Source organism: Leucobacter sp. USHLN153 (assembly GCF_037145615.1).
In the GTDB taxonomy this organism is placed as follows: Bacteria; Actinomycetota; Actinomycetes; order Actinomycetales; family Microbacteriaceae; genus Leucobacter.
The window spans coordinates 449,686-476,674 of record NZ_JBBCXE010000002.1 but is presented as its reverse complement, the minus strand read 5'-3'; the positions used below and the strand labels follow the sequence as shown (position 1 = coordinate 476,674).

Here is a 26,989-nt window from a genome sequence, read left to right as displayed (position 1 = left end):
ATGGAAAGCGGCGCATCGCGCACGCTCATGCTCTGGATCGCATTCGTCGCGCTCACCGCACTGCTGGTCATGTACGAGCTGTTCTCGATCATAGGAATTATAGATGAGGCAGTTGCATTTCAATCAGCGGGTGCGAATACTCGCATTGTGAACGCTCCGTCGCGAATCGATGGGGCGGCGTGCGATGCGCTGTCGCGCGAGCACGACATGCAGAGTGCCGCCTTCCGCGCCGAACCCACCCAGCTGAAGATCTCAGCCATGAAGTCAGTGCCTCTCGAGCAGTGGATCGCTACTCCAGGAATTGCTGCGGTTCTGGCCGCGACGGACTCAGAAGGACGTCCCGCGACGGGCGCCGGAGCTCTCGTCAGCGAACAGGTGGTGGAGCTTCTTGGATCAGGAGGCATTCCCATAGGTACGAACTCTGGGAAGCTCACGATCGCCGGAGTATTTCCCCATCCCGACGACGGAAGATCCACGGGCATCGGATTTTCTGCCGTATATCCAGACGTCGTGCAAGAAGCTCCGTACGATCAATGCTGGGTGAAGAGTTGGCCCGAGCACCCTGAGGCGCTGTCGCTCCTCAACTCGGTCGTCATTCCCAGCACCGACCCGGATGTGGAGCCGGCGCAGCTGACCCAGTGGAACACCACTCTCGGCGCAAGTTTCGATGGTGCTCACCAGTTCGCTTATCGTCTGAGCAGGTTCACTAGCTACGTTTCGCTCCTCATTGGCGTGTCCCTCGGCTTTTTCGCAGTGCGTACTCGAAGGCTCGAAATCGCCTCGGCGCTTCACGCGGGTGTCTCAACGCGTGCGCTCGTGGCGATTCAGCTTCTGCAGCAGAGCGTGTGGGTGTTCCTCGCAAGCGTCGTCGTCGGCAGCGCCGCATGGGTCGTTGCGGTGACTCACAGAGGCTCGCTCGAGTCGCTCATGGATGCGGCCTCGCGGATTATCGTGCTCGGAGGAATCGGTGCGCTGGGTGGCGTCATCGCGGCTGTGTTCACGATTCGAGAGCGCGCGCTCTTTATGTACTTTCAGAACAGGAGTTAGCGGCCTTCGGTCGAGAAATGGAGTACAGAATCCCTGAAGGTGTAAGAGTCGAAGCCTGTGTGCCCTGCTGCCCGATGCCACACTTTGCAATTTCGTTCTGGAACATGAACGAGCGGTTTTGCTGAGGGACGGCTTTGCTGGCGCACGCCCGTAACGGTCGCGAGAGGACATTCGCCTACGACGCGCGGCTCAGCGTCCCAATCACGTCTCCGTCGACGTCGCTGACCTCGAGCTCGTCGCCAGACACCTCGGCCGTCGCGAGATCAGCCAGCCAGGTGTCGACGTCTTCGCAGGCCATGAGCGTGGTTGCGACTTCGCCGAAGTCGATCGAGTTACCGTCGATCTCGGCGGTCCCAGTCAGGCGGTTGCACCCGTCGCTCCCTGAGAACGAGCCGTCCTCCTCGATCGTGAGAAACGGCATTCCTGGGCTGCCCTCGTCACCCCAGGTTGCGGCGACCGCGGCCGAATCGCCGCTCGCGCAACTCGCGAGAGAGACGAGGCAGGCGGTGCCCAAGAGTGCCAGGGCGGTGCGTCGGAGTGAACGGTACATAGCGTGATTCCTTTCGATGCGGGTACTGAAAAGCGGGTGCGGATCGGGCGGAGCGCCGCGCGGGGCGCGACCTCGAGGCGCCGCCCCGCGCTCAGTCCTCGGAGCCCACGGCGCCGGCCGGAATTTCCTCCGGCCGATAGCGCGGCAGTCGGGACGCGGGAATTGCGGCCAACGCGCTGACGCCCGCGAGCAGCAGGAAGCCGAGCTTCAGCGTCCGGAGGCGCTGCTCCTCGTTGATCGCGATCGCCGCCTCGACCTGCGCGTCATCCGCGGTCGTCGCCGAAAGCAATGAACGCAGTTCATCGTTGCTCACGAAGTTGGCGTTGTCGAGGTCGACCTGGGCGACGAGCTCCGGCGGCAGATCGGGGTGGTCGGCAACGGCGCTGCCGATCCCGAGCCCCAACGTGGTCACCAGCACCGCACCCATCACCGCGGTGCCGACTGCCGATGCGAGATTCTGCGCGGTGCCGCGGATCGAGCCGACGTCGCCCGCCGCGTGCGTCGGAGCGGCGGTGACGAGCACGTTGAAGACGAGCGTGACGAGCGCGCCCTGCCCGATGCCGAAGGCGATGAGGCCGATGATCGTCGGGAAGGTCTCCCAGTTGTTGTTGACGACGAACGCGAGCCAGAGCAGCGCGATCGTGGTGAGGCCGAACGAGAAGAGTGCGATGGTGCGGGGGGTGTAGCGCTTGTAGAAGCGCACGATCAGCGTGGCGGTGACGAACACGGTGAGGTTGAACGGCATCATCGCGAGCGAGGTGTCGAACGGTGTGCGGCCCTGCACGACCTGGATGTACGTCGGTACCGTGAAGTTCACCGCAGCCTCCATCGCCACGATGATGAACATGGCGTAGACGGCGGCGCGTTCGGTGGGCTCCTTGAGCACGCTCAGGTCGACGAGCGGCACTTTGCCGCGGGCTGCCCGGCCGTTGGTCCACAAGAAGAACGCCTGCCCGAAGATCAGGCCGATCACCACGAGCAGGGGAGCGGGGGAGAAACCGAAGATGCTGAACGGGGCGCCCGGTTCGGCGAAGAGGATCCCCCAGCCGTTCAGGTTGTTGAAGCCGAGGGTGAGGAGCACGATGCCGACACCGATGAGGAGGGAGGCGATGAGGTCGATCTTGATCGCGGAGTTGCCGTGATCCTTCCGCAGCCGGAAGCTTAGGACGAACACGAGCGCCGCGAGTAGCAGCGTGATGCCGAACACCGGACGCCACCCGACGAGCGTGCCGAGCGTGCCGCCGATGAGGAACGCGCTGACGCCCGAGAAGGCCCGCGCCGACCCGAGGGAGCCGACCGCCGTGGCCTGCTGGTCTCCCTCGTAGTTCTCGGCGATGAGCGCGACGAGCGCCGGCACGATGATCGCGGCGGAGGCCCCCGCGAGCACCTGGCCGGTGATCGCCCACTCGACGGTCGGGGAGAGGATCATCATGAGCGACGACCCCGCGAAGACCAGGACGACGATGCGGAAGATGAGCACCCAGCCGACGCGCTGCCCGAGCTTCGCGCCCGTCATCACGAGCGCCGCGACCGCGATGCCGTAGACCACGATGGTGGTGCTCGCCACGGTCGGCGGTACGCCGAAGTCTTCGACCATTCCGCCGAGCGAGATGGGGAGCGCCGCGACGTTGAACGACATTAGCACCTGGGCGAGGAAGAGCCCGACCATCGGCGCCCAGGAACGTCTGGGTGCGGTGTCGGATGCTGCACGAACGTGCGTGGACGGGTTACTCATGGGATTCCTCCGATCCGGAAGCGCCGCCTCGTGCGGAGGCGAAGAGGTTGAGGCCGAGCGAGCGCGACAGGTGCGCGCACACGCGTTGCCCGCGCACGCTGTTGCCCGCCGCATCGAGGAGCGGGGAGTAGGCGCCGATGCCGCCCTTCCCCGGTGAGATGGCGACGACGCCGCCGGAGACGCCCGATTTTGCCGGGAGCCCGATTTCGAAGAGCCATTCTCCGGATCGCTCGTACATCCCGCACGACGCGAGCACCGTGAGCGTGTCGCGGCACACCTCTGACGAGACGACCTGTTCGCCGGTGATGGGGTTCACGCCGCCGTCGGCGAGGGTCGCGCCCATCACGGCGAGGTCGTGCGCGGTCACCGAGAGCGCGCACTGCCGCGTGTACACGTCGACGGTTTCGAGGGGATCGGGATCGAGCCGCCCGTAACTCTGCAGCAGCTTGCCGATGGCGCGGTTGCGGTGGTTCGTCGCGGTCTCGGAGCGGTACACGACCTCGTCGACGGTGAGTTCTCGCGCCGCGAACCGGGAGAGGCCCTGGCGCACCCGCTCCCAGCGCTCGTCCGATGACGCCGCGGGAATCAGGGCCGTCGTCGCGATCGCCCCGGCGTTGACCATCGGGTTCATCGGGCTCCCGTCGTTCAGCTCCATCGCAATGAGCGAGTTGAACGGGAGGCCCGTGTTGTTCACGCCGACGCGCTCGTGGACTGCGGCGTGCCCGATCTCGTCGCAGACGAGCGCGAACACGAACGCCTTCGAGATCGATTGGATCGAGAAAGCGATGCCGGTCTCGCCCGCCTCGTGCAGCGCGCCGTCGGCCCCGACCACGCTGAGGCCGAATGCTGCGGGATCCGCCTCGGCGAGCTCCGGAATGTAGTCGGCGACGGTGCCTTCTCCGAGACCCGTGTATCGCGCGTGCGCCTCATCGACGATTCTCTGCACGATCGGGGGCGGGGGCAACGAGCCCGTCGAGACCTGCTGCGCAACTCCGAGAGCATCGTGTTCGAACATTCGATCTCCTCCCCCTATGGAGTGCACCGATACGTCGCACGATACGCCTGAGGTTCACTCATGGGAAGATGCGAATCTGCTTTTTCTTCCCTATACGAGGACCGAAGGCGAGCGGGGCGCGCGGCGCACGGAGGACAGGGAGGGAGCCGCGTCTCAGGGAAATCGGATCGCTATTCCGCGACGGGCTCGGCCCACCACAGCACGGTCTCGCCGTACCGCTTCTCGCGAATCGGCTCGAGCCCGCCCGGCCATCGCGGCTCGGGGGAGCGACTGCTGCGCTCGACCAGCACGGCCCCGCCCTCGGCGACGAGCGGCGCGAGGGCGACGAGATTCTCGGCGAGCTCTGACTCGGCAAGGTCATACGGCGGATCCAGCATCACGACGTCCCAGCTCCGCCCGGAAGGCTGTGCCGAGTCCAATTCCGCGTACGCAGCGAGAAAGGCCTGTACTGACTGGCGAACGACGTCGATCTCGGGGGCCTCGGCGGTCGCCTTCGCGAACGCCTTCTGCACGGTGCGCGCGTTGCGACGCGCCACGTCGGCGGCCGGAGGGTGCTTCTCGACGAGCGTCACCGAGCTCGCGCCGCGGCTCGCGGCCTCCAGGCCGAGCGCGCCCGAGCCCGCATAGAGATCGAGTACGCGGGTGCCCTCGATGAGGTCCCATGATCCGAGTGTCGAGAAGATCGCCTCGCGCACGCGATCGCTCGTCGGACGGGTGCCCGCCTTCGGCACATCGAGGCGCAGGGATCCGGCGGCCCCCGCAATGATTCTCGTCACGCCTCGAGCGTAGCGCGTCGGAGGTCGGCGATACGCTGGAGACATGTCTCGCGCGACCCTCAGCACGCCACTCCCGGGCGTGGTCGGCGCGCGCACGGCGAAGCCGCTCGAACAGGCCTTCGGCATGCGAACGGTGGGCGACCTGCTGCTGCACTTCCCGAGGCGCTACTCGAGGCGCGGCGAGCTGACCCCGCTGAGCGGCCTTCCGGTGGGTGAGCAGATCTCGGTCGTCGCTCAGGTGCTCGACGTGCGCCAGCGGCAGATGCAGCGCCGCAACGGCAAGCTGCTCGAAGCACGGATCACCGACGGCACGGGAACGCTCACGCTCACCTTCTTCAACCAGGAGTGGCGCGCGCGAGAGCTGCTCCCCGGCAAGCGGGGCCTCTTCGCCGGCAAGGTCAGCGAGTATCGGGGCGCGCTGCAGCTGCAGCACCCGGTCTACGAACTCTTCGACAACCGCGATGACGCGCCCGGTGCCGAGCAGCTCGACGAGGCAGCGGCGAAGGCGTGGGCGGAGACGCCCGTGCCGATCTACCCGGCGACGGCTCAGCTGCCGACATGGACCATCGGGAGCGCGGTCGGGCTGGCGCTCGACGCCCTCGGCGAGGTGATCGATCCGTTGCCGACCGAGCTGCGCGAATCGGAGGGCGTGCTCGCGCTCGGCCTCGCGTTCGAGCGAATCCACCGCCCGCAGCACGACGCTGACTGGCGCGGCGCGCGCGATAGCTTCCGGTTCCGCGAGGCCTTCGAGCTGCAGCTCTCGCTGCTGGACCGCAGAAGGCGTGCGGGGCTCGAGCCGAGCACTCCGCGGCAGCCGCGCCTCGAGGGTGGCGCGCTCGCACGGTTCGACGCGGCGCTGCCGTTCGCGCTCACGGGCGACCAGTCGCGTGCGGGCGCGACGATCGCGGCCGAGCTCGCAGCTCCGCACCCCATGCACCGTCTCCTGCAGGGCGAGGTCGGCTCCGGCAAGACCCTCGTCGCCCTTCGCGCGATGCTGCAGGTCGCCGACGCCGACGGGCAGAGCGCGCTGCTCGCGCCGACCGAGGTGCTCGCGTCGCAGCATTATCGGTCGATCGTCGAGGCGCTCGGGCCCGAGCTGTGCGCCGAGCTGAACCCCGTGCTGCTCACCGGTCGCATGCCCGTGGCCGAGCGCAAGCGCGTGCTCCTCGCGCTCGTCTCGGGGGCGGCGCACATCGCGGTGGGCACTCACGCGCTGCTGAGCGAGGGGGTGACGTTTCTCGACCTCGGGCTCATCGTCGTCGACGAGCAGCACCGCTTCGGTGTCGAGCAGCGCGAGGCGCTCAGGCAGAAAGGTTCGCAGCCGCACGTGCTCGCGATGACGGCGACACCAATTCCGCGGACCGTCGCGCTGACGGCCTTCGGCGATCTCGAGGTCACGACCATCCGGGAGCTGCCGCCGGGGCGCCAGGGCATCGAGACGTTCACGGTGCCCGAGATCGAGATGCCGAATCGGGCGGCGCGCGTGTGGGCGCGCGCGGGCGAAGACGTCGCGGCCGGTCGGCAGATCTACGTGGTGTGCCCCGCGATCGCGCCGGGTGAGACCGAGGACGACTGGGAGTCCGAGCAAGAAGCGGAGGGCGCCGCGGAGCGGGGAATTGCGAACGTCGAACAGACGATCGCGGAGCTCCGCGCGAAGCCGGAACTTCAAGGCGCCGTAGTCGCGGGGTTGCACGGCGGAATGCCGTCGGACGAGAAGGACCGCACGATGCGAGGTTTCGCCTCGGGTGACATCGACGTGCTCGTCGCGACGACGGTCATCGAGGTCGGTGTGAACGTGCCGAACGCCTCCATCATGATCGTGTGCGACGCCGACCGCTTCGGTATTTCGCAGCTGCACCAGCTCCGCGGCCGGGTGGGGCGCGGCGAACACGCGGGCCTCTGCCTCTTGATGACGCGGGCTGAAGCCGGGTCCCTTGCGCGCGAACGCATCGAGGCCATCGCGGCGACCTCCGACGGCTTCGCGCTGGCGGAGGTCGATCTCGAACTGCGCCGCGAGGGCGACATCCTGGGCACTGCGCAGTCGGGCGGACGCTCGACGCTTCGCCTCCTTCGGGTCGCCGAGCACGGGCCGCTGATCGCGCACGCCCGCGAACTCGCGCGAGAGATGCTCGAGCGCGATCCCGAGCTGGAGTCTGCCCCCGAGCTCGCCGCGATCGTTGCTCGTGAGCACGAGGCCGGTGTGCTCGACAACCTCGCGAAGTCGTAGAACGGTACCTCAGTACCATCCTCGTCATCCCGGGGAGCGATGCGTGCGAAGCGCACTCAGACCTACCGTGGAACTGTCACCGCACGATGCGCACGCAGCGCTCGTGTGATCACGACGAAGACGGAGGAAACATGATCGAGGCGCGAGGTCTCACGAAGCGCTACCGGGGCAAGACCGCGGTCGACGACATCAGCTTTACCATTCGACCCGGGCAGGTCACCGGCTTTCTCGGCCCGAACGGCGCCGGCAAGTCGACGAGCATGCGCCTGATGGTCGGGCTGGATCGGCCGAGCGCCGGCACGGTCACCGTCAACGGGGAACGCTACGCCGACGCGCCCGCGCCCCTCGCGGAGGTCGGCGTGCTGCTCGACGCGAAGGGCGTGCACCCCGGCCGCAGCGCACGAAGCCACTTGCGTGCGCTTGCGGCGACGCACCGGATTCCTGATCAGCGCGTGACAGAGGTGCTCGAGCAGACCGGGCTGTCGAGCGTCGCGCACCGCCGCGTCGGCGGCTTCTCTCTCGGGATGGGGCAGCGCCTCGGCATCGCGGCCGCACTGCTGGGGGATCCGCGGGTGCTCATCCTTGACGAGCCGGTGAACGGGCTCGACCCCGACGGCGTGCTCTGGGTGCGGCAGCTGCTGCGCCACCTCGCGTCCGAGGGCCGCACCGTGCTGCTCTCGAGTCACCTCATGAGCGAGATGGCGCAGACCGCTGACCACGTCATCGTGCTCGGCCGCGGCAAGGTCGTCGCTGACGCGCCGATCGGCGAATTCACGGCGACGGGTCGAGCCGAGCGCGTCACCGTGCGCAGCCCGCAGGCAGCCCGATTCGCGTCGGTGCTCATGCAAGCGCGTCCGAACGTCGCGCTCGAGCCGCTCGGAGACGAGGGCTTCACCGCGCAGGGCGTGTCCTCCGCCGAGATCGGCGACCTGGCCGCGATGCACGGCGTCTCGCTGCACGAGCTCACGCCGATCCGGGCGAGCCTCGAAGACGCCTACCTCGAACTCACGCGCGGCGAGGTCGAGTACGCCGCACCGCAGGCGCGCTGATCCGCTATCGAAGCAACGAAACGAGATACACATGACTTCCACACTGACTTCCGCGGGCGGCGCAGCCGCCGCTGATCCGCGCCCGGCCGCCGCGTCGCCGCGCCCCTCCGTCACCCGTCGCGCCACCTTCGGCGGCGTCGTGAAATCGGAGCGCATCAAGCTCTTCTCACTCCGCAGCATCAAGCTCACGCTCGGCATCACGGTGCTGTTCGGGATCGGACTCAGCGCCCTGGTCGCGATCGTGTTCAGCGGCGAACTGCGCGATGCGGCGACCGGTGGCGGGATGGGGTTTCTGACCACGGACGACGCGGGGCTCAGAAGCTACCTCATGCTGGTGGCGACCGTGGCGACCCCGTTCCTCGCCCTCATCTTCGGCGTGCTGGGCGTGTTCTCGATCTCGAGCGAGTACTCGAGCGGCATGATTCTGTCGACGCTTGCCGCGGTACCGAAGCGCTGGCCGGTCTTCTTCGCGAAGGGCCTCGTGCTCGCGCTGGTCGCGGGCGTCGCTGCCATCGTGCTCACCGCAGGTGGGCTTGCTGCCGCAGTGCTCTGCTACCCGGACGCGGCGCCGCAGCTCGCGAACGGGATGGTGATCTCCGGCGCGCTCGGGGCGGTGGCTTACCTCGTGCTCACCGCGCTCCTCGCCTTCGGCGTCGCGGCGCTGCTGCGTTCGACGGCCGGCGGCATCGCGGTGATCGCGGGCCTCGTGTTCGTGCTGCCCATCGCCTTCGAGCTGCTCAGCATGACGGGGTGGGAGTGGGTTTCGGAGCTCGCTCGGTTCCTGCCGTCGCAGCTCGGCCAGGTGATGGGCGCGGGAATTAGCGAGTCGACCACGAGCGCGGCCGTCGACCCGGCAATGGGAGAATCCACGGGGCCCGATCCGCTCACCTTCTGGGGCGCGTTCGCAGCGATGGGAGCTTGGGTCGTCGTATTCGTCGCCCCCGCGGCGGTGCTCTTCGCTCGTCGCGACGCGAAGTGAGGTACGTGGGATCGGCCGCGTTCGCGTGGCCTGCGCCCGGAGCTCGACAGTTAGGGTGAACCGTATGACGCCTGCGTCCGAGGTGCGCCTCCCGAACCCGCCCGGGGTGATCCGGCGGGCGATGGCGGCGCACCCGCGCGCGGTCGATGTCACGATCGTCGTCTGGTACTTCATCGGCAGCGCGTTCGGCATTGTGCTCGACGTCATGACGTCGTGGAGCTGGAACGAGGATGCGCAGGCGGGCGAGTGGGGCGGCATGCCGCTGCAGCTCACCTGGCCGTGGGTGCTCATCACGATCGCTCGCATCTTGGTGATCGCCGCGGCGCTGCTGTTCCGGAGGCGATTCCCGCTCGCGGGGCTGATCGCAATCGTCGTCGTGACGTTCGGCGAGCAGGGCATTCAGGCGGTGGCGAACGGGGTCGCCCTCATGTTCCTCGTCTATGCGGTTCCGGTCTACCGCAGCGTGGCGGCGGGGTGGCTCGGCTACGGGATCGCGGTCGTCGGGGGAGCGCTGCAATCCGGCGTCGCGCTCCTGCGGGGGACCGGCAGTCTGGGCGGCGCCAACCCCGTCGATGTGTTCGTCGCCGAATCGAGCGCCGTCACCAGCGTGGGTGAGTTCGTCACCATCACCGTCATGGGCGCGATCTGGTTGCTCGCGGTGCTCATGCTCGGCATCAACCTCGGCAACCGGCGCCGCTACCTCGCGGCCATCATCGACCGGGCGCACCAGCTCGCGCGGGAACGCGACCAGCTCGCCCAGCTCGCGGTGGCGGAGGAGCGTTCGCGGATCGCGCGGGAAATGCACGACATCGTGGCGCACTCCGTTTCCGTGATGATCGCGCTCTCGGAGGGGGCGGCACGCGCTGCAGCCGCCGCGCCCGAGGCCGCGGTGGACGCGATGCAGCGCAGCGCCGAGACGGGGCGCACCGCGCTCGCCGAGATGCGCCGGCTGCTCGGGGCGCTGCACGCGCCCGATGAGCAAGCGGCGCTGCTGCCGCAGCCGGGGGTCGAGGACCTGCCCGAGCTCGTCGAGGGTTTTCGGGAGGCGGGCCTCGACGTGGCGCTTTCCGTCTCCGGTGACGCGGCGGGGGACCGCGGGCAGGATCTTGCGATCTATCGGATCGCGCAGGAAGGGCTCACGAACGTGCTGCGCTACGCCGGCACGGGTGCGCGGGTGCAGGTCGAGCTGCAGCGCGACGAATCCCGCACGACGCTGCTCGTCCGGGACTTCGGGCCCGCCCTGGGCCGGCCGTCGCCCGTCTCCGGCGTTGGATCGGGCCGGGGCCTTGCGGGGCTCGCCGAGAGGGCGAGAGTATTCGGCGGGCGGATCGAATCGGGCGCGGTACCCGCTGCCGAGGGTGACGGCTGGCGGCTGTGGGCCGAGCTTCCCGTCAACGCCGAGGCGCGCGGGTCAGAACACGCTGAGCGCGAAGACGAATTGAGCACGAGGGACAACATGCGATGAGCAACGAAACCATTCGGGTCATGCTGGTCGACGACCAGGAACTCATCCGCACCGGCTTCCGCCTGGTGCTCCTCGCGGAGCCCGGGGTCGAGGTGGTTGCTGAGGCGTCTGACGGCGCGGAGGCACTGCAAGCGATGGAGAGCCTCGAGCCGGACGGTTGCGACATCGTGCTGATGGACGTGAGGATGCCGGGCATGAACGGGATCGACGCGACCCGCGCGGTCGTCGAGCGCTTCCCGCGAGTGCGCGTGATCGTGCTCACCACCTTCGACCTCGACGAGTACGCGACGGGGGCGATCCGCGCCGGCGCCAGCGGATTTCTGCTGAAGGACGCTCGCCCGACCGAGCTCGTCGATGCGATTCGGAGAGTGGCCGCGGGCGACGCGACGATGGCCCCGAGCGTGACGCGGCGCTTGCTCGAACAGCTCCGCGGCGGCAACGCGACGCTGCTCGACCCCGAGGAGTCCAGCGCGGGCGGTCTCGATGACGCGTTCGGGGCGCTGACGGAACGCGAGCTCGACGTGCTGCGCCGCATCGCGGAGGGCAAGAACAACGCAGAGATCAGCGCGGAGCTCTTCCTGTCGGAGTCGACGGTCAAGACGCACGTGGGGCGCGTACTCGCGAAGCTCCAGTTGCGCGATCGGGTGCACGCGGTGATCTTCGCGAAGCAGCACGGGCTGTAGCGGGCATGGCGCCGCCCGGCGGCCCGAAAAACTCTCGCGACAACATCGTACGAAGTGTAAGCTTCCTAAAGTCTGATGATTCGAACCAAGGAGTTCCGTTGCGCCCGTACCTGAAGCATTCCCGCCCCGCCGCCCGACGCGCAGCCCTCGGCGGTGTCGCCGTGTTCGCGCTGCTCCTCACCGGCTGCGCCGGCAGCTCGAATGCGGCGGAAGGGTCCGGGGCGACAGAGGACTCCGCGGACGCGGGCGCGTTCCCCGTGACGATCGAGCATGCGCTGGGGGAGACCACGATCGAAGCCCAGCCTGAGCGGCCGGCGGCTGTTGGTTGGGGAAGCGCCGACGTGTCGATCGCACTCGGATTCGTGCCGGTGGGGATGCCGGAGCAGGCCTACGGGGACACCGATGGTGACAACCTGCTCGAGTGGGTGCGCGACGCGATCGACGAGGCCGGCGCTGAGGTGCCGCCGCTCTACTCGGAGGTGGACGGCGTGCCGTTCGAGGCGATCGCCGACACCGAGCCCGACGTGGTGCTCGCCGCGAACTCGGGCCTCTCCGATCAGGACTTCTCGACGCTGAGCGAGATCGCGCCGACCGTCGCGTACCCCGATCAGCCCTACGGCACCGGCTGGCGTGAGACCACGGAGCTCGTCGGCAAGGCGCTGGGCAAGGAGACCGAGGCGAAGGATCTCGTGGCCGAGGCCGAGCAGACGATCTCGGACGCCCTCGCCGAGCACCCCGATCTCGAGGGGAAGACCGCCATGGTGGCGTGGGTCGACGCCCAGGATCTCGGCAAGATTCAGGTGTACACGCCCGCGGACACGCGCGTGCAGTTCCTGGAGGACCTCGGCTTCACGATTGCTCCGGGAGTCGTCGAGCTCTCCGAGAATCAGGACGGTTTCGTCTTCAGCATCAGCGCTGAGGAGGCGGACAAGCTCGACGCGGATCTCGCGATCATGTTCGTGCAGGGCGGCGACCTCTCGACGATGGAGAAGGACCCGCTGTTGAGCAAGATTCCCGCCGTAGCGAACGGCACCGTCGCGCTGATCAACGACGAAGACCTGCTCATGGCGCTTTCCTCGCCCTCGGTGCTGTCGATCCCGTGGGCGATCGACGAGCTCACGGATCGCCTCGACGAGGCCGCGGCGAACGTCCGGTGACCGTCGCCGCGGAGACCGCGCAGAGGAGGCGACGCTCGGTCGTCGCCCCGGCGGTGCTTGCCGCCGCTCTGCTCGGCGCCGCGGTGCTGCTGTCGCTCGCGATCGGCGCGCGCAGTGTGCCGATCGCAGAGGTCTGGGCGGCGTTCTCCGCTCCCGAGCTTGACTCCACCGATCAGGCGGCGGTGCTCTCGCGAGTGCCGACGGCGATCACGGGTCTGCTCGTGGGTGCGGCCCTCGGGGTGGGAGGTGCGCTCATGCAGGGTATGGCGCGCAACCCGCTCGCCGATCCGGGCCTCCTCGGTGTGAATGCGGGCGCGGCGCTCTTCGTCGTGCTCGGCATGTCGGTGATGGGCGTGCAGCAGCCCTTCGGTGTGGTGTGGCTGGCGTTCGCCGGGGCGGCGGCGGCCGTGGCGTTCGGCTACGGCGCCGCGGCGGCGAGCCCCGGTGGAGCGACGCCCGTGACGCTGGCGCTCACGGGTGCGGCCATCACGGCGCTCGCCGGTTCGGGCATCGCCGCGATCGTGATCGCGGACGAGGCGACCCTCGACCGCTACCGTTTCTGGCAGCTCGGTTCCCTCACCGGGGCGCCCCCGCAGACCCTCGCTCAGCTCGGAGGATTCCTCGTACTCGGCCTCGCGGTCGCCGTGTTCTGCTCAGGTAAGCTCAACGCGCTCGCCCTCGGCGACGACGCCGCCCGCGGGCTCGGCGTGCGCGTCGGGCTGGTGCGCGTGATGAGCGCGGCCGCGGTGGTGCTCCTCTGCGGCACCGCGACCGCGCTCGCCGGCCCCATCGGTTTCGTCGGACTCGCGGTGCCCCACGCGGTGCGCGCATTCGCGGGTACGGACTATCGGCGGATCGTGCCGCTCTCTGCCGCCGTCGGCGCCGCCTTCCTGCTCGCGTGCGACATCATCGGGCGTCTCATCGCGCGCCCCGGCATCCTCGAGGTCGGGCTCGTCACCGCGGCCGTGGGCGCGCCCATCTTCATCGTGCTGCTGCGACGCGGAAGGATGGTCGGCGTATGAGTGCGTTCGCGACGCTGCGCCGCCGCGAGAAGGCCCGTCGTCCCGCAAGCCAGCTTGCCGACGTTCGTTCTGCCGAGCGTGTCGTTCCCGACCGCCTCCGCCACGACCGGCGCCGGCGAGCCCTTCGCGACGCCGGGCTCATCGTCGTGCTTGCCGTGCTCGTCCTCGCCCTCGCCGCGCTCACGCTCACGTGGGGCACTCGATTCACGCCGCCGGCCGACGTCTTCGCCGCGCTCACCGGCGAACGCGTGCCGGGCGTCTCGTTCTCGGTCGTCACGATCCGGGCGCCGCGCGCGCTGGGCGCGATCCTTGTCGGCTGCGCCTTCGGGCTCGGCGGCATCATGTTCCAGACGCTGCTCCGCAATGTGCTCGCGAGCCCCGACGTCATCGGCATCTCCTCGGGTGCGAGCGCTGCCGCCGTCGTCGCCATCGCATTCTTTGCCGCGTCGGGCACGTCGGTGATGCTCGCTGCCACCGTCGGGGCACTCGGCGCGGCTCTCCTCATTTGGGCCGTGGCATGGCGGCGCGGGCTCTCGGGAATGCGCTTCGTGCTCGCCGGCGTCGCGGTGGGCGCCGGTCTGCAAGCGGTCATCGCCTACGCGCTCACGCGCACCGACGTGAAGCAGGCGCAGGAGGCGCTCGTGTGGATGTCGGGGTCGCTCTCGCGCAGCCTCTGGGATCAGGTGCGGCCGGTCGGCCCGATCCTGCTCGCTCTCATCATCGTGGGCCTCATCGCCGCCCGCCGTCTGCCGCTGCTGGCCCTGCACCCCGATACTTCCCGGGCACTCGGCGTGCGCGAACAGCGGGAGCGCATGCTCCTGATCGTGCTCGCCGTACTGCTCATCTCGGTCGCGACGTCGCTCGCCGGGCCGGTCGCGTTCGTCGCGTTCCTGTCAGGCCCGGTGGCCGCGCGGCTCGTTCGGCGGACCGAATCCAGGCCGATCGCCGCGGCGCTCGTCGGCGCGATCGTGGTGCTCCTCGCCGACGCCGTCGCCCAGCACGCCTTCCCCGCGCCGCTGCCGGTCGGCGTCATCACCGGCGCCATCGGCGCGACGTTCCTCATTGTTCTGCTCATGAGAGGGAGGACCCGAGTATGACCTCGCATCGCCTCGCCGCCACCGGCCTGACCGTCGGGTACGACGCCGAACCCGTGATCGCGGATCTCGACCTCGCGCTCCCCGAAAGCGGCATCACGATGATCGTCGGCGCGAACGGCTGCGGCAAATCGACGCTACTGCGGGCGCTGGCTCGGTTGCTCCCCGCGCGGGACGGCGCCGTGCTGCTCGACGGTGAGCCGATCCACCGCATGCGCACGAAGCAGGTCGCGCGCGTGATCGGACTGCTGCCGCAGGCCCCGATCGCGCCCGAAGGGATCACGGTCGCCGAACTCGTCGACCGCGGCCGCACCCCGCATCGCGAGTGGTTCGGGCGACGCCACGGGCGCGACGACGAGGTGGTCGCCGAGGCGATCGCGCTGACGCACCTGGAACCGTTCGTGGATCGCCCGATTGACTCCCTCTCGGGCGGCCAACGGCAGCGCGCGTGGATCGCGATGGCCCTCGCCCAGGAGCCGGACATCCTGCTGCTCGACGAGCCGACGACGTATCTCGACCTCGCGCATCAGGTCGAACTGCTCGAGTTGCTCGTCGACCTGCAGCGCCGACGCGGCACGCAGATCGTCGTGGTCATGCACGAGCTCAACCTCGCGACGCGGTACGCGGATCATCTCATCGCAATGCGGCACGGCCGCGTGATCGCGCAAGGACCCCCGGCAGAGGTGGTCACCGATCGACTCATCGCTGACGTCTTCGGGCTCGCCGCGATCGTCGTGCCGGATCCCGTCGCGGGAACGCCGATGGTGGTGCCACTCGGTTCGCCGCGGCCGGTCGAGTCGGCTCCCGCGGCGTCTGGTGGGGAACCGTCGCCTCCAGCCGAATCCGCTCCAGCCGATTCCGCTCCAGACGGATCCGCTTCAGTCGAATCCGCGCCCACCGGACCCGCGCCAACCGGCCCCGCGCCCACCGGACCCGCTCCCGTCAGAAAAGCAACGAGCACAGAGGAGAACGCCGCATGAGCCTGAACGCCTATCGGGTCTTCGACGTAACCGCGGTCGACGTGAGCCGCCCATCCCCGAACTTCGTGCGCGTGGTGCTCGGGGGCGCGGACCTCGCGAGCTTCGGTTTCGTCGGCATCGACCAGCGCGTGAAGCTCCTCCTGCCGAACCGACTCGGGGAGGTACCCGAGTTCCCGGGCGAGACCGGATGGTACGAGGCGTGGGCCGCGCTCCCAGACGAGGAGCGGCCGCCGATGCGCACCTACACGCCGCGCAGCATCTCGGGTAGCGGCGCCGACACGCGCCTCACGATCGACTTCGCACGGCATACCGCGGATCCCGGTCCGGCCTCGAGCTGGGCCGAGACCGCGAAGGCGGGCGATGTGCTACGGATCGTCGGGCCCGACGCCGCCTTCGACGGGCCCAATCGAGCGCTCGGCTGGATCCCGCCCCGCGACGCCCGGCGGTTCCTCATCGTCGGCGACGAAACCTCACTCCCGGCGATCGCGGGCATTCTCGTGACGCTCGAGTCTCGCGACTGCGCCAGGGTGATTCTCGAGGTGGCGGATCGCGAAGATGCCGCGCTCCTCTGCGCCGACGCTCTGATCGCCGCGGGCACCGTGAAGCTCACCGTGCTCGAGCGGGATCCCGCCCAGCCGGGCGCGGCGCTCGTGGACGCGGTGCGAGCCCTCGACGAGGTGTTCCCCGGCGCGCCGGCCGATCCGCATGTGTTGCCCCTCAGTGGGGACGAGTTGCGCGAGATCGACGTCGACCGCGAGGTGCTCTGGGAGGTGCCCGGGATGGACGAGCTCACCGGCGCGCCGCTCGACAGCGATGCGCGGCAGTCCGAGGGGTACGCCTGGCTCGCGGGGGAGGCGGGAGCGATCAAGGCGATCCGCCGCCACCTCGTCGCCGAGCGGGGAATCGATCGACGGTTCGTCGCGTTCATGGGGTACTGGCGCCGCGGGCGATCCGAGAACTGATGCTCGGAGAGATGCAGCGTCCGATCCGCATTCCGCAGTGCAAACAATCAGCGAAACCCGCGCCCCTCACCTCTAGGCTGAAGTCATGACGAATATCGCTGTGGTTCCCGGCTCCTTCGATCCCGTCACGATGGGGCACCTCGACGTGATCCTGCGGGCCGCCGGCATCTTCGATGAGGTGCACGTGCTCGTCGTGCACAATCCGGGAAAGTCCGCGATGCTGCCGATCTCGGAGCGCACCTCGTTGATTCAGCAGTCGCTCGCGGACGCGAACGCGCCGTCGAACATCACCGTAGCGTCGTGGTCCGTGGGGCTGCTCGTCGACTACTGCACCGAGGTCGGCGCGTCCGTGCTGGTGAAGGGGATCCGCTCCCAGATCGACGTGTCGTATGAGACGCCGATGGCCATCATGAACCGCAGCCTCGCCGACGTCGAGACGGTGTTCATGCTGCCGGACCCCGCGCATGCGCACGTGTCGAGCACGCTCGTGCGGCAGGTGTCGGAGATGGGTGGCGACGTGAGCCTCTACGTGCCGTCGGCGGTTGCGCGCTTCCTGGAGCGGCGACGGCCGGCCTGAGCGGGGAGTGGCGCCCCGGGCTTTGACAGCCGCGCGGGGTAGACTGCTGCGGTGAATACGAGCCGTGTCTATCAGGAGAACATCCGCGACATCATCAATCGTCCGGGGGAGATGCGTGAGCGTTCGCGCACGCTGACGGTGCCCGAGAAGTTCGGGGAGGGGCTCGCCGAGATTCGAGAGGGTGCCGAGCTGCGGCTCGACGTGCGACTCGAGTCGGTGCACGAGGGGATCCTCGTCTCCGCTGACGTCGAGACGACCATGCACGCGGAGTGCGGCCGCTGCCTGAAAGATTTCACCACGCCGTTTCAAGTCGAGTTCCAGGAACTTTTCGCGTATACTCCTACGGAGGCCGACGAGTATGGGGTTCACGGTGATCACGTGGATCTTGAACCCCCGCTCCGAGACGCGGTAGTGCTTGCACTGCCGTTCCAGCCTGTGTGTCGCCCGGACTGTCCGGGGCTCGATCCCGAGTCCGGTGAGCTGCGTGATGCCGAGGCTGCGGCGACGAGCACTGCGGGAACCGACCCGAGGTGGGCGGCGCTGGCGGGTTTTGCTTCGCAAGAGGCAGGCGCTTCCCAGGGGGCGCAGACCAACGCAGTTGAGGCTGAAGAAGACCACGGCTCGGGTGAGATTCCCGGGTCTGAAAGCAAGTAGGAAAGAGAGCATCATGGCTGTTCCCAAGCGGAAGACGTCGCGATCGAACACCCGCCACCGCCGTTCGGCGTGGAAGGCGGAGGCGCCCACTCTGGTGAAGACCGTCGAGAACGGCCGCACCGTCTACAGCCTCCCGCATCGCGCTCGCGTCGTCGAGGACTCGCAGGGCAACGCCCTCTTCCTCGAGTACAAGGGCCGCAAGGTCGCCGACGCCTGAGTTGACTCAGAGTGTTGCAGAGCCGTCGGGCTCCTCGAAAGGGGACCCCGGCGGCTTTCTCCATGCATTCGGGGTTCGGGCCGATCCCGAACTCGTCGAGCTCGCGCTAACCCACCGCTCATGGGCGTATGAGCACGGCGGCACCCCGCACAACGAGCGCCTCGAGTTCTTGGGCGACTCGGTGCTCGGGCAGGCGGTCACCGTCAAGCTCTTCGAGACCTTTCCCGACTTCACCGAGGGCGAGCTCGCGAAGCATCGCGCTGCCCTCGTGTCGACGGTTGCGCTCGCAGAGGTCGCCCGGGAGCACGGACTCGGCGAGATGCTGCGCCTCGGGCGCGGCGAGGAGCTGACGGGCGGGCGCGAGAAGGAGTCGCTGCTCGCGGACGCGGTCGAGGCGGTCATCGGCGCGGTGTACCTGTCGACCGATCCCGAGACGGCGACCCGGTTCGTGCTCGATCTCATTGAGCCGCTGCTCGACGACGCCGACCGGTTTCTCGAATCGCTCGAGTCGTTGGACCCCAAGACGTCGCTGCAGCAGGAGGCGTCCCGGCGCGGTCTGCCGCAGCCGCCGTTCGAAACCTCGGGCACGGGGCCGGATCACGATCGGCGCTACCGCTCGAAGGTGAAGCTCGACGGCGTGACCGGCGTTGGCGAGGGCACGAGCAAGAAGGCTGCAGAGCTTGCGGCGGCGCGCGACGCTGTGAACAATCTCCGTCGGCCGGCGAAGCGCGGGCGTGCCTGAACTTCCCGAGGTCGAGGTGGTGCGGGCGGGGCTCGCCCCCGCGGTGACCGGCGCGCGCGTTGCTGCGGTGCAGGTGCTCGACCCGCGCGCGCTCAAGCGGCACCTGCCCACCGCCGGTGACGACGGGCTCGGCGGGCACGGGGTGACGCTCACCGCTGCCGCCGGGGCCGCGCGCAGCGCCGACTTCGAGCGTCGCGTCGCGGGCATCACGCTCGGTGCCCCCGAGCGGCGAGGCAAGTTCCTGTGGATCCCGACCTCGGCTGCGGCCGTGAGCGGCGAACCGCTCGCGCTGCTCGCGCACCTCGGGATGAGCGGGCAGATGCTTTTGCGCGCGCACGACGCTGACGACGACCGGCACGTGCGGATCCGGATGTGGATCGAGCACCCCGATCACGGCGAACTGCGCGTCGACTTCGCCGACCAGAGGCTCTTCGGATCCCTCGCCCTCGACGCTCTGCGTCCCGCAGCCGATGGACCGGACCTCGTGCCGACGCAGGCCGCGCATATCGCGCGGGACCCGCTCGACCCGGCATTCGACGACGCCCGCTTTCTGGCGCTGTTGCGGACGCGCGCTTCGGGCGTGAAGAAGCTCCTGCTCGACCAGACGCTGGTCAGTGGCGTCGGCAACATTTACGCCGACGAGGTGCTGTGGCGCGCGCGATTGCACCCTGAGACACGGGGGGTGCGAGTCGGGCCGCGCAAGGCGGTCGAGCTGCTCACGGCGCTGCGGGCGGTGTTCGCGCAGGCGCTCGCGGAGGGCGGCACGAGCTTCGATGCGCAGTATGTGAACGTGAACGGTCAGGCGGGCTACTTCGCGCACAGCCTCAATGCGTACGGTCGCACTGGAGCGCCATGCGCCCGCTGCGGCGAGCCGATCCGCCGCCTCGTCATCGGAGGCCGCTCCTCCCACTTCTGCCCCCGCTGCCAGCGGCGTCGATAGCGCTCCTGCGGGAGCGGTCGCGCTGCTCGCCTAAAATCCGCGTCCGCCCGGGGCGAAGGCTCTTCGCGGGCGCGATGGTACGCGAGTAAGGGTCGGAGATTATCGGATCATCTACGTCGTTCAGGACGCTGTCTTGCTAATCGTGGTTGTCGATCTGGGGCACCACGAGTGCGTGGCAATAGCTTCAGTGGGCGCCAAGCGGTTGAGCAAGACGAGACCGGGCGTGGGGGAAAAGAGGGACGCCAAGATCGAGCCACTCGGGCTGCTGATCTCCATACGGCATTGCTTGCGGGTGAGTCGAGCGGCGAAGCCGAACCGTTCGACATCGACGTCTTTATGACCGATGTGAAGCGTTGACTGCGTACCGGCTTATCCCGGATGAACCCGTTTCGGTACTTCGACTGAGGGCCCCGTCAGCCGGAATTGACCCTATGCGCCGCCAGCGACGCGGATCGTGTAGGGGCTACCGTCGACGCTCCAAGCAGCCACGGAGGCGCCTGAGGTCGGCACGCACCATCGCCGCGTCGCGCGCGAAATCGGCGTCGGTCACCCCCGGCAGGCGGTAGACCGTGAACACCACTTCGGCGCCGTCATCGTTGCGCAGCACGCGCAGCGGATTGTGCACGACGCTGCCGTCCGGCAAAACGACGTCGTGGTCGAGGATCCCGAACTCGACCGGTCCCGTAAACCGCACCTCGACCGTGCCCATCGGCGAATCGGTGATCCACCGCCCGCCCTCGTTGCGGATGCCGGCCGAGAGTCCAGCCGCCCAGCGCGGCAGGTTCGAGGGATCGCCGGCGAATTCGGCGACGCGTTCAGGTGAGCAGTCGATGCTCTGGGCGATGTGTTCGGCGGTGAACGTCATGATCCCAGTATCGCCGCGTTCGGCTCAGGGGATCGAGGTAACTTGCGACGCGTGTCGGTGCGTATCCTCGGACGACACGCACCGAAAGTTGCCCGGATCGCACCTGCATCGCGGGGGGAGGGCGGCTCCCTGCCGGCAGTGTCGGTACGCTGGGAGCGTGCGAGAACGGAAGCGTCAGCTGTGGCATCAGACCCCCTGGGACGGGCAGCCGGGGTTTTGGGCGGCTTGGCGGCGGTTCTTCTATCAGTTCGAGGGCACCGCGCAGCTCGGCGACCCGAACGAACCCGCGTACGTGGCGCCGAAGGATCCCGCGTGCCCGATTTGCGGCGCCCCGATGAGCGAGCACGAGATCAACCGCGGTGGCCCGGGCAAGCCGACGCACCTGAAGTGCCCGCCGCGGGATGCGGCCGCAGAGGCGCCCTCGAGCGCCCAAGACTAGCTCCCGTTACCTGATCCCGTCGAGGATCGTCCGTGCCCGCTCCGCCTCCGCGGCCGCGATAGTACCGAGGTCGCCGGCATCGCCGAGCTCCGCGCCCTCTTCGGGGTCCTCGATCTCCGCGGGCGACGCCCGAGCATCCTCCGCCAGAGCGACGGCCTCCGCGAGTGCCGCCTCTGCGGCCGTCGCTTGCCCGCCCGTCAGGAGCGTCTCGCCCAGTGCGACGCCGGCCCGCACACGCAGATCCAGATCGACCGGCGCATCAAGCAGTGCTTCGAGGGTGCGGATCGCCTGAGCGTTAGCACCCGCATCGGCCAGGGCTAGGGCGCGCTGAAGTGCGAGCTCCGGGTCGTAGGTCTCACTCGAAGGCGTAGCGGGATCACGAGGCATGAGAGGATCCCGCGCGGCCATGATCACAGCGTACGCCGCTCTACCGACAGCGAAAGAGAAAGTTCGGCCCCGCACGAGCCTCGACCTCGACCTCGCCCCCGCGCAGCGCGCCGAACGCGCCGCGCGCCACCCGTGCCCTAGTGTGATCACACAACGGCAGGAAGGATCGGCGTGCACCTCAAGAGCCTCACGCTCAAGGGCTTCAAGTCCTTCGCGCAGCCGACCACCTTCCAGTTCGAGCCCGGCGTCACCGCGATCGTGGGGCCGAACGGCTCTGGCAAGTCGAACGTCGTCGACGCGCTCGCGTGGGTCATGGGGGAGCAGGGCGCGAAGACGCTGCGCGGCGGCAAGATGGAGGACGTCATCTTCGCCGGTACTTCGACGCGTGGTCCCCTCGGCCGCGCGGAGGTGAAGCTCACGATCGACAACTCCGACGGCGCGCTGCCGATCGAGTACTCCGAGGTCACGATCAGCCGCACACTCTTCCGCAACGGCGCGAGCGAGTACGCGATCAACGGCGACTCGTGCCGCCTGCTCGACGTGCAGGAGCTGCTGAGCGATTCGGGGCTCGGCCGCGAAATGCACGTGATCGTGGGGCAGGGCCAGCTCGACGCGGTGCTGCGCGCGACCGCCGAGGATCGCCGGGGTTTCATCGAGGAGGCCGCGGGCATCCTGAAGCACCGCCGCCGCAAGGAGCGCACGCTCCGCAAGCTCGAGGCGATGGAGACGAACCTCACCCGGCTGAACGATCTCGCGGGGGAGATCCGCCGCCAGCTCAAGCCGCTTGGTCGCCAGGCCGAGGTGGCGCGCGCCGCGAAGGGCATCGCGGCCGAGGTGCGCGACGCGAAGGCGCGACTGCTCGCGGACGATGTGCACCGCCTGCGCACTGAGCTCGACGAGCTGGCCCGCGACGAGTCCGAGCAGCACTCCGAGCGCATCGTGCTGCAGGAGCAGGTCGAGCAGAAGCAGCTGCGCATCGAGCGGATCGAGCAGGAGCAGCAGAGCGACGAGCTCGATGCGGCGCGGCGCGTGACGATCGGGCTGGAGTCGGTGCAGTCGAAGCTGCGCGGCCTTTACGCGCAGACGCAGCAGCGCCTGACGTTCCTCGCGACGCAGGCCGAGGCGCCCGAGCAGCTCACCCGCGTCACGCGCGCAACGGTCTCGGATGCCGCGGAGGAGGCGCAGAGCCTCGACGCGCTCATACCCGACGCCGAGGCGGCCTGGCAGCGCGCGCAGTCGGCGACGCGAGGCGCCCAGCAGGCGCTCGACGCGATCGACGAGCACATCGCGGAGCAGAGCGAGCTCGTCTCGAAGCACGACCTCACTCTGTCGCAGCTGCGTGGCCGCGCCGAGGCCGCCGAGCAGAAGCGCGCGACGGTCGCGCAGGAAGTCGAACGGCGCGAGCACGCGGTGGAGCAGGCCGAGGCGCGCGCGGAGGCCGCGAGGCTCGAGCTCGAGAACTTCGAGGAGCGCGAACAGCTCGCCGATGCCCCCGAGGAGATCCCGGCGGAGGAGCGCGATCGGGACTACCGTGACGCGCAGGATCGCCAGGCGCTCGCAGACCAGCGCCGCGACGAGGTTCGAGATCAGCTGCACCGTCTTGAGCAGGAGCTCGCCGGACTCGAGGCCCGCGCTGCGGCGCTCACCCGCACCCTCGATCAGCGAGACGCCTCGGCGGCGCTGCTCGACGCTGCGCCAGATGGGGTGCGCGGTCGCGTGGCTGACCACGTGCGGGTCGTGGAGGGTGCGGAGGCGGCGGTGGCCGCGGCGCTCGGCAGCTTCGCCGACGCGTTGCTCGCGGACGACGCCAAGGCCGCGGGCACCGCGGTGGAGTCGGCGCGAACCGAGGATCTCGGACGCCTGCGGGCGGTCGTCGCGCACGGCACCGCTGGCGACGACACCGCGGTCGCAGGCGCGACGCCCGTGCTCGGGGCGCTCATCGAGGCGCCCGACGGCGTCCGCGCCATGCTCGCCCGCAGCTACATCGCGGAAGACCTCGAACACGCGTTCAGCGTCGCCGAAGCGCTCGGAGAGCGATGGCCGGAGGGCGGCTTCTCCGTCGTGACGAGCGAGGGCGACGTCGTCACAGCCCAGACGGTGAGCGGCGGATCGGGCCTCGCGCCGTCCCGCCTCGAGTTGACGGCCGAGCTCGAGCAAGCGGTGCAGCAGCGCGCCGCGGTGGCGGAGGCCGTTGCTGAGCACGAGGCGGAGCTCGCCGAGCTGCGCGCCGCGTCGGCACGGGCGAAGTCGGACGCGCAGGAGGCGTTCGCCGCGATGCGAGCGGCCGACGCCCGCCTCGCGGAGGTATCGAAGGAGCGGAATCGGCTGTCGGCGCGCGCTGAGTCGGCCGCGGCCGAGGCGGAGCGGGCGCGGCAGGCGCTCGTGGCGGTCTCCGCGACGGCCGAAGGCGCTGCCGTGGAGGCCGAGCGCGCGGAGCAGGCCCACGCCGATGCGGCGTCGAAGCCCCGTCCGATCCTCGACGCGAGCCAGCGAGCTGGTCTGCTCGCCGAGGTCGAGCGCGCGCGAGCGGCTGAGCTCGAGTCCCGGCTCGCGCTCGAAACCTCCCGAGAGCGCGCCCGAGCCGCGCACGCCCGAGGCACAGCGCTGGAGGAGCAGTTCCAGGCCGAGCGGCGAGCCGCTGAGGAGGCTGCGCGCCGCGCGGTGCTGCGTTCGCGGCAGGTCGCCCAGGCAGAGCGCGTGGCCCAGATGCTCCCGGCGATCCTCGACGGCTGCGACCGCTCGCTGACCGAGGCGCGCCTGGAGCAGCAGCGCGCGGAGCAGGAGCGCGCCCGCCACAGCCAAGAGCTCACGCTGCTGCGCTCGGAGGAGTCGGAGCTGCGGCGGAAGCTCCAGAGCCTCACGGAGCGCGTGCACGGCGCCGAGCTGAAAAGCTATGAGCGCAAATTGCAGCTCTCGGCGCTGCTCGAGCGCTCCGGCAACGAGCTCGGGCTCGTCGAAGACGTGCTCGTCGCCGAGTACGGGCCGCACGTCGGCATCCCGATTGAGCCGGAGGGCGGCGAGACGGTGGCCGAGAACACCTCGAGCGCCGACGCGACGACGACCTCGCACGCATTCGCGAACGATCTCGAAGCGGAGCTCGCCGCAGAGTTGGGCCTGGCACCGGCGGCGGATCCGCCCCCAGTCGCCCCCGCTCGCACCGGCGAGCTCGCCGACCCAAGCGCCGACAGCACCGGCCCCGACACCGCCGACGCCCAAGCCGCAACGACCTCGACAACAACAGCTGTCGCGACGGCCACACCAACCCGCCCGTTCGTCCGTGCTGAGCAGGAGCGCCGCCTCGCCCAGGCCGAGCGCCGCCTCGCCGAGCTCGGGCGCATCAACCCGCTCGCGCTCGAGGAGTTCGCGGCGCTGGAGCAGCGGCACACCTTCCTCTCTGAGCAACTGCAGGACCTCACGAAGACCCGCTCCGATCTGCTCGCGATCATCGAGGAGCTCGATGCGAAGATGCAGGGCATCTTCGCGGCCGCGTTCGAGGACACGCGTGAGGCGTTCGCCGAGGTCTTCCCGATCCTGTTCCCGGGCGGATCGGGGGAGATCGCGCTGAGCGACCCCGACGATCTGCTGCGCACGGGCATCGACATCGCGGTGCGGCCGGCCGGCAAGAAGGTCGAGCGCATGTCGCTGCTCTCGGGCGGGGAGCGCTCGCTCGCGGCGGTCGCCTGGCTAATGGCGATCTTCCAGGCGCGCCCGAGCCCGTTCTACATCGTCGACGAGGTCGAGGCAGCGCTCGACGATGCGAATCTCGGGCGACTGCTGCAGGTGTTCGAACGCCTCCGCGAGAACTCGCAGCTCATCATCATCACGCACCAGAAGCGCACCATGGAGATCGCCGACGCGCTCTACGGGGTGTCGATGCGGCACGACGGGATCTCGGCGGTGGTCGGGCAGCGCGTGGGGCGCGAGGAGGCATAGGCGACCGCGATCCTGCCACCCTTCTGAGCGAGCGGAGACCGGCGCGCAACCGGCGTGGCGCCTGGGAAGTACGTACTTCTGGTCACAGGATGCTCACGATCGAGCTCGGCGTGCGTCTCGGCACCAGATTCCGCGTGCATCTCGATATGCTCGACGTGTATGTCGCAGAGGCGCGACATCGTAATGCGAAAGGCAACATTCATGCGGAGAATTTCTCGAACAGCTCTCGGTGGGATTGCATTGCTCGCGAGTGCCGGATTGGTGTTGAGCGGTTGCTCGACGACCTCGACCGAGGGCGGCGGGGCCGAGGGAGGCTCCGACAGCGACGCGGTGACCGAGCTGAAGATCGCAACGCTGCTGCCGCAGACGGGCGCGCTGGAGCACCTCATCTACGGACCGCAGGGGGCTGTCAAGCTGGCGATGCAGAACATCAACGATGCGGGCGGCGTGCTCGGCAACGATGTCACGGTCGTCGCCGAGGGCAACGAGGGTGACAGCAACGACCCCACCGTGATCGCGAAGAGCGTCGACGACATCATCGGCGCCGAGCCGGCATTCGTGCTGGGCGCAATGGGCACGAGCAACACCAATGCCGCGATGCCGAAGCTCACTGAGGCCGGCATCCTCATGGGCTCGCCGTCGAACACGGGCATCGCGCTCGCGGGCATCAACCCGCTGTACTTCCGCACGATCGCGTCCGACACCATTCAGGGCAAGGCGCTCGGCAACCTCGTCGTCAAGGACGGCCGCACGAGCATCGGCATCCTCGCGCTGAACAACGACTACGGCCAGGGCCTGCGCGACAACCTGCAGAGCACGGTCGAGGATGCCGGCGTGGAGGTGACCTACGGCGCCAAGGGCGACGGGCAGGAGTTCCCCGAGGGCCAGACCTCGTTCTCGTCCGAGGTCTCCGCGGTGCTCGCGACCGACCCCGAGGCGATCGCGATCCTCAGCTACATCGAGGCGCAGCAGATCATTCCCGAGCTCAAGGCGCAGGGCTTCGACCTGTCGAAGCTGTACCTGGTCGACGGCAACACCACGCCGTACCCGGACCTCGACCCCGGCACGCTCAAGGGTGCGCAGGGCACAACCCCGGGCCGCACCGTCGATGACGGCTTCGAGGCGGAGCTCGCCGAGGTGTTCCCCGACGTGTCGAAGAGCCTGAACTTCGCTCCCGAGGCGTACGACGCGGTCATGCTCGTCGCGCTCGCTGCGCAGCGGGGCGGATCGGCCGATAGCGAGACCATCCGCGACAATCTGCTGGCCGTCTCCGGTGCCGACGGTGGCGAGAAGTGCTCGACGTTCGAGGACTGCCTCGCGCTGCTCGAGGACGACAAGGACATCCAGTACACGGGCCGCGCCGGCATTGGGCCGTTGAACGAGGACAACGAGCCCTCGACCGCCCTCGTCGGCATCTACCAGTTCGACGGGGAGAACACTCCGGTCCCGGTCGACGAGATCCAGGGCTAACACCCAGCGCACGCAGCGGGCGGG

General features: G+C 69.1%; 26 protein-coding genes and 1 pseudogene. 21 read left to right on the top strand and 6 right to left on the bottom strand.

The features are described 5' to 3' along the window. Positions 1–1,047, top strand: a complete 1,047-nt coding sequence (locus WFH00_RS05355; RefSeq protein WP_336659616.1) for a hypothetical protein — start codon at positions 1–3, stop codon at positions 1,045–1,047. A gap of 175 nt (positions 1,048–1,222) precedes the next feature. Here the strand turns inward: WFH00_RS05355 and WFH00_RS05350 are convergent, their stop codons facing one another. The 4 genes from WFH00_RS05350 to WFH00_RS05335 all read right to left on the bottom strand — a co-directional run bounded on the left by WFH00_RS05350 (position 1,223) and on the right by WFH00_RS05335 (position 5,123). After that, entirely contained in the window at positions 1,223–1,597 is a 375-nt protein-coding gene (locus WFH00_RS05350) for an META domain-containing protein (RefSeq protein ID WP_336659615.1), read from the bottom strand. Between the two features lie 91 nt (positions 1,598–1,688). Beyond that, entirely contained in the window at positions 1,689–3,332 is a 1,644-nt protein-coding gene (locus WFH00_RS05345; RefSeq protein ID WP_336659613.1) for an MFS transporter, read from the bottom strand. Then, positions 3,325–4,347: a glutaminase A gene (glsA, locus tag WFH00_RS05340; protein WP_336659612.1), complete on the bottom strand. Its 1,023-nt coding sequence runs from the start codon at positions 4,345–4,347 to the stop codon at positions 3,325–3,327. Before glsA ends, WFH00_RS05345 begins: the two co-directional genes overlap by 8 nt. A gap of 170 nt (positions 4,348–4,517) precedes the next feature. Further along, complete coding sequence (locus tag WFH00_RS05335; RefSeq protein WP_336659611.1) at positions 4,518–5,123, bottom strand: RsmD family RNA methyltransferase; 606 nt, start codon at positions 5,121–5,123, stop codon at positions 4,518–4,520. Positions 5,124–5,166: 43 nt separating this feature from the next. On the opposite strand from WFH00_RS05335, the gene WFH00_RS05330 reads away from it, so the two are divergent. The 17 genes and pseudogenes from WFH00_RS05330 (at position 5,167) to WFH00_RS05255 (ending at position 20,228) form a co-directional block, all read left to right on the top strand. Beyond that, positions 5,167–7,350, top strand: coding sequence for an ATP-dependent DNA helicase RecG (locus tag WFH00_RS05330; RefSeq protein ID WP_336659610.1), 2,184 nt, complete (start codon positions 5,167–5,169; stop codon positions 7,348–7,350). A gap of 131 nt (positions 7,351–7,481) precedes the next feature. Then, positions 7,482–8,399 carry an ABC transporter ATP-binding protein gene (locus WFH00_RS05325; RefSeq protein WP_336659609.1) on the top strand — a complete coding sequence of 306 codons (918 nt, stop codon included), beginning with the start codon at positions 7,482–7,484 and terminating at the stop codon, positions 8,397–8,399. 31 nt (positions 8,400–8,430) lie between these two features. Beyond that, positions 8,431–9,378 carry an ABC transporter permease subunit gene (locus WFH00_RS05320; protein WP_336659608.1) on the top strand — a complete coding sequence of 316 codons (948 nt, stop codon included), beginning with the start codon at positions 8,431–8,433 and terminating at the stop codon, positions 9,376–9,378. 64 nt (positions 9,379–9,442) lie between these two features. Beyond that, on the top strand, positions 9,443–10,843 hold the full coding sequence (locus WFH00_RS05315; RefSeq protein WP_336659607.1) for a sensor histidine kinase: 1,401 nt from the start codon (positions 9,443–9,445) through the stop codon (positions 10,841–10,843). Then, complete coding sequence (locus WFH00_RS05310) at positions 10,840–11,526, top strand: response regulator transcription factor (protein WP_336659606.1); 687 nt, start codon at positions 10,840–10,842, stop codon at positions 11,524–11,526. The genes WFH00_RS05315 and WFH00_RS05310 overlap by 4 nt, the downstream gene beginning before the upstream one ends. A gap of 98 nt (positions 11,527–11,624) precedes the next feature. Next, positions 11,625–12,683, top strand: coding sequence for an iron-siderophore ABC transporter substrate-binding protein (locus tag WFH00_RS05305; protein ID WP_336659605.1), 1,059 nt, complete (start codon positions 11,625–11,627; stop codon positions 12,681–12,683). Next, on the top strand, positions 12,680–13,705 hold the full coding sequence (locus WFH00_RS05300) for a FecCD family ABC transporter permease (RefSeq protein ID WP_336659604.1): 1,026 nt from the start codon (positions 12,680–12,682) through the stop codon (positions 13,703–13,705). Before WFH00_RS05305 ends, WFH00_RS05300 begins: the two co-directional genes overlap by 4 nt. Continuing rightward, entirely contained in the window at positions 13,702–14,802 is a 1,101-nt protein-coding gene (locus WFH00_RS05295) for a FecCD family ABC transporter permease (RefSeq protein WP_336659603.1), read from the top strand. Before WFH00_RS05300 ends, WFH00_RS05295 begins: the two co-directional genes overlap by 4 nt. Beyond that, entirely contained in the window at positions 14,799–15,779 is a 981-nt protein-coding gene (locus WFH00_RS05290) for an ABC transporter ATP-binding protein (RefSeq protein WP_336659602.1), read from the top strand. Before WFH00_RS05295 ends, WFH00_RS05290 begins: the two co-directional genes overlap by 4 nt. Then, complete coding sequence (locus WFH00_RS05285; protein ID WP_336659600.1) at positions 15,776–16,741, top strand: siderophore-interacting protein; 966 nt, start codon at positions 15,776–15,778, stop codon at positions 16,739–16,741. The genes WFH00_RS05290 and WFH00_RS05285 overlap by 4 nt, the downstream gene beginning before the upstream one ends. An 85-nt stretch (positions 16,742–16,826) precedes the next feature. After that, the gene (coaD, locus tag WFH00_RS05280) at positions 16,827–17,318 is read left to right on the top strand and encodes a pantetheine-phosphate adenylyltransferase (RefSeq protein ID WP_336659598.1); all 492 of its coding nucleotides are present in this window, start codon (positions 16,827–16,829) and stop codon (positions 17,316–17,318) included. 51 nt (positions 17,319–17,369) lie between these two features. Beyond that, positions 17,370–17,972, top strand: a complete 603-nt coding sequence (locus WFH00_RS05275) for a YceD family protein (protein WP_336659596.1) — start codon at positions 17,370–17,372, stop codon at positions 17,970–17,972. 13 nt (positions 17,973–17,985) lie between these two features. Beyond that, entirely contained in the window at positions 17,986–18,189 is a 204-nt protein-coding gene (gene rpmF, locus WFH00_RS05270; RefSeq protein ID WP_053353224.1) for a 50S ribosomal protein L32, read from the top strand. A 1-nt stretch (position 18,190) separates the two neighbouring features. Continuing rightward, positions 18,191–18,931: a ribonuclease III gene (gene rnc, locus WFH00_RS05265; protein ID WP_336659594.1), complete on the top strand. Its 741-nt coding sequence runs from the start codon at positions 18,191–18,193 to the stop codon at positions 18,929–18,931. Continuing rightward, entirely contained in the window at positions 18,924–19,871 is a 948-nt protein-coding gene (mutM, locus tag WFH00_RS05260; RefSeq protein ID WP_336659593.1) for a bifunctional DNA-formamidopyrimidine glycosylase/DNA-(apurinic or apyrimidinic site) lyase, read from the top strand. The genes rnc and mutM overlap by 8 nt, the downstream gene beginning before the upstream one ends. Positions 19,872–19,941: 70 nt before the next feature. Further along, positions 19,942–20,028 (top strand): annotated as a pseudogene (locus WFH00_RS11900) (type II toxin-antitoxin system RelE family toxin); the annotation flags it as partial. Between the two features lie 11 nt (positions 20,029–20,039). Next, the gene (locus WFH00_RS05255) at positions 20,040–20,228 is read left to right on the top strand and encodes a type II toxin-antitoxin system ParD family antitoxin (RefSeq protein WP_442918788.1); all 189 of its coding nucleotides are present in this window, start codon (positions 20,040–20,042) and stop codon (positions 20,226–20,228) included. 106 nt (positions 20,229–20,334) lie between these two features. Here WFH00_RS05255 and WFH00_RS05250 read toward each other — a convergent pair whose 3' ends face one another. Beyond that, a complete protein-coding gene (locus WFH00_RS05250) occupies positions 20,335–20,736 on the bottom strand; it encodes an SRPBCC family protein (RefSeq protein WP_336659592.1) in 402 nt (133 codons plus the stop codon). Positions 20,737–20,893: 157 nt separating this feature from the next. Between WFH00_RS05250 and WFH00_RS05245 the strand changes: the two genes are divergently transcribed. After that, positions 20,894–21,175: a hypothetical protein gene (locus WFH00_RS05245; RefSeq protein ID WP_336659591.1), complete on the top strand. Its 282-nt coding sequence runs from the start codon at positions 20,894–20,896 to the stop codon at positions 21,173–21,175. A 6-nt stretch (positions 21,176–21,181) separates the two neighbouring features. On the opposite strand, the gene WFH00_RS05240 is transcribed toward WFH00_RS05245, so the two are convergent. Further along, complete coding sequence (locus WFH00_RS05240; protein WP_336659590.1) at positions 21,182–21,583, bottom strand: hypothetical protein; 402 nt, start codon at positions 21,581–21,583, stop codon at positions 21,182–21,184. A gap of 150 nt (positions 21,584–21,733) precedes the next feature. On the opposite strand from WFH00_RS05240, the gene WFH00_RS05235 reads away from it, so the two are divergent. Continuing rightward, complete coding sequence (locus WFH00_RS05235) at positions 21,734–25,495, top strand: chromosome segregation SMC family protein (RefSeq protein ID WP_336659589.1); 3,762 nt, start codon at positions 21,734–21,736, stop codon at positions 25,493–25,495. Positions 25,496–25,735: 240 nt separating this feature from the next. Further along, the gene (locus WFH00_RS05230; protein WP_336659588.1) at positions 25,736–26,965 is read left to right on the top strand and encodes an ABC transporter substrate-binding protein; all 1,230 of its coding nucleotides are present in this window, start codon (positions 25,736–25,738) and stop codon (positions 26,963–26,965) included. The last annotated feature ends 24 nt before the right edge of the window (positions 26,966–26,989 follow it).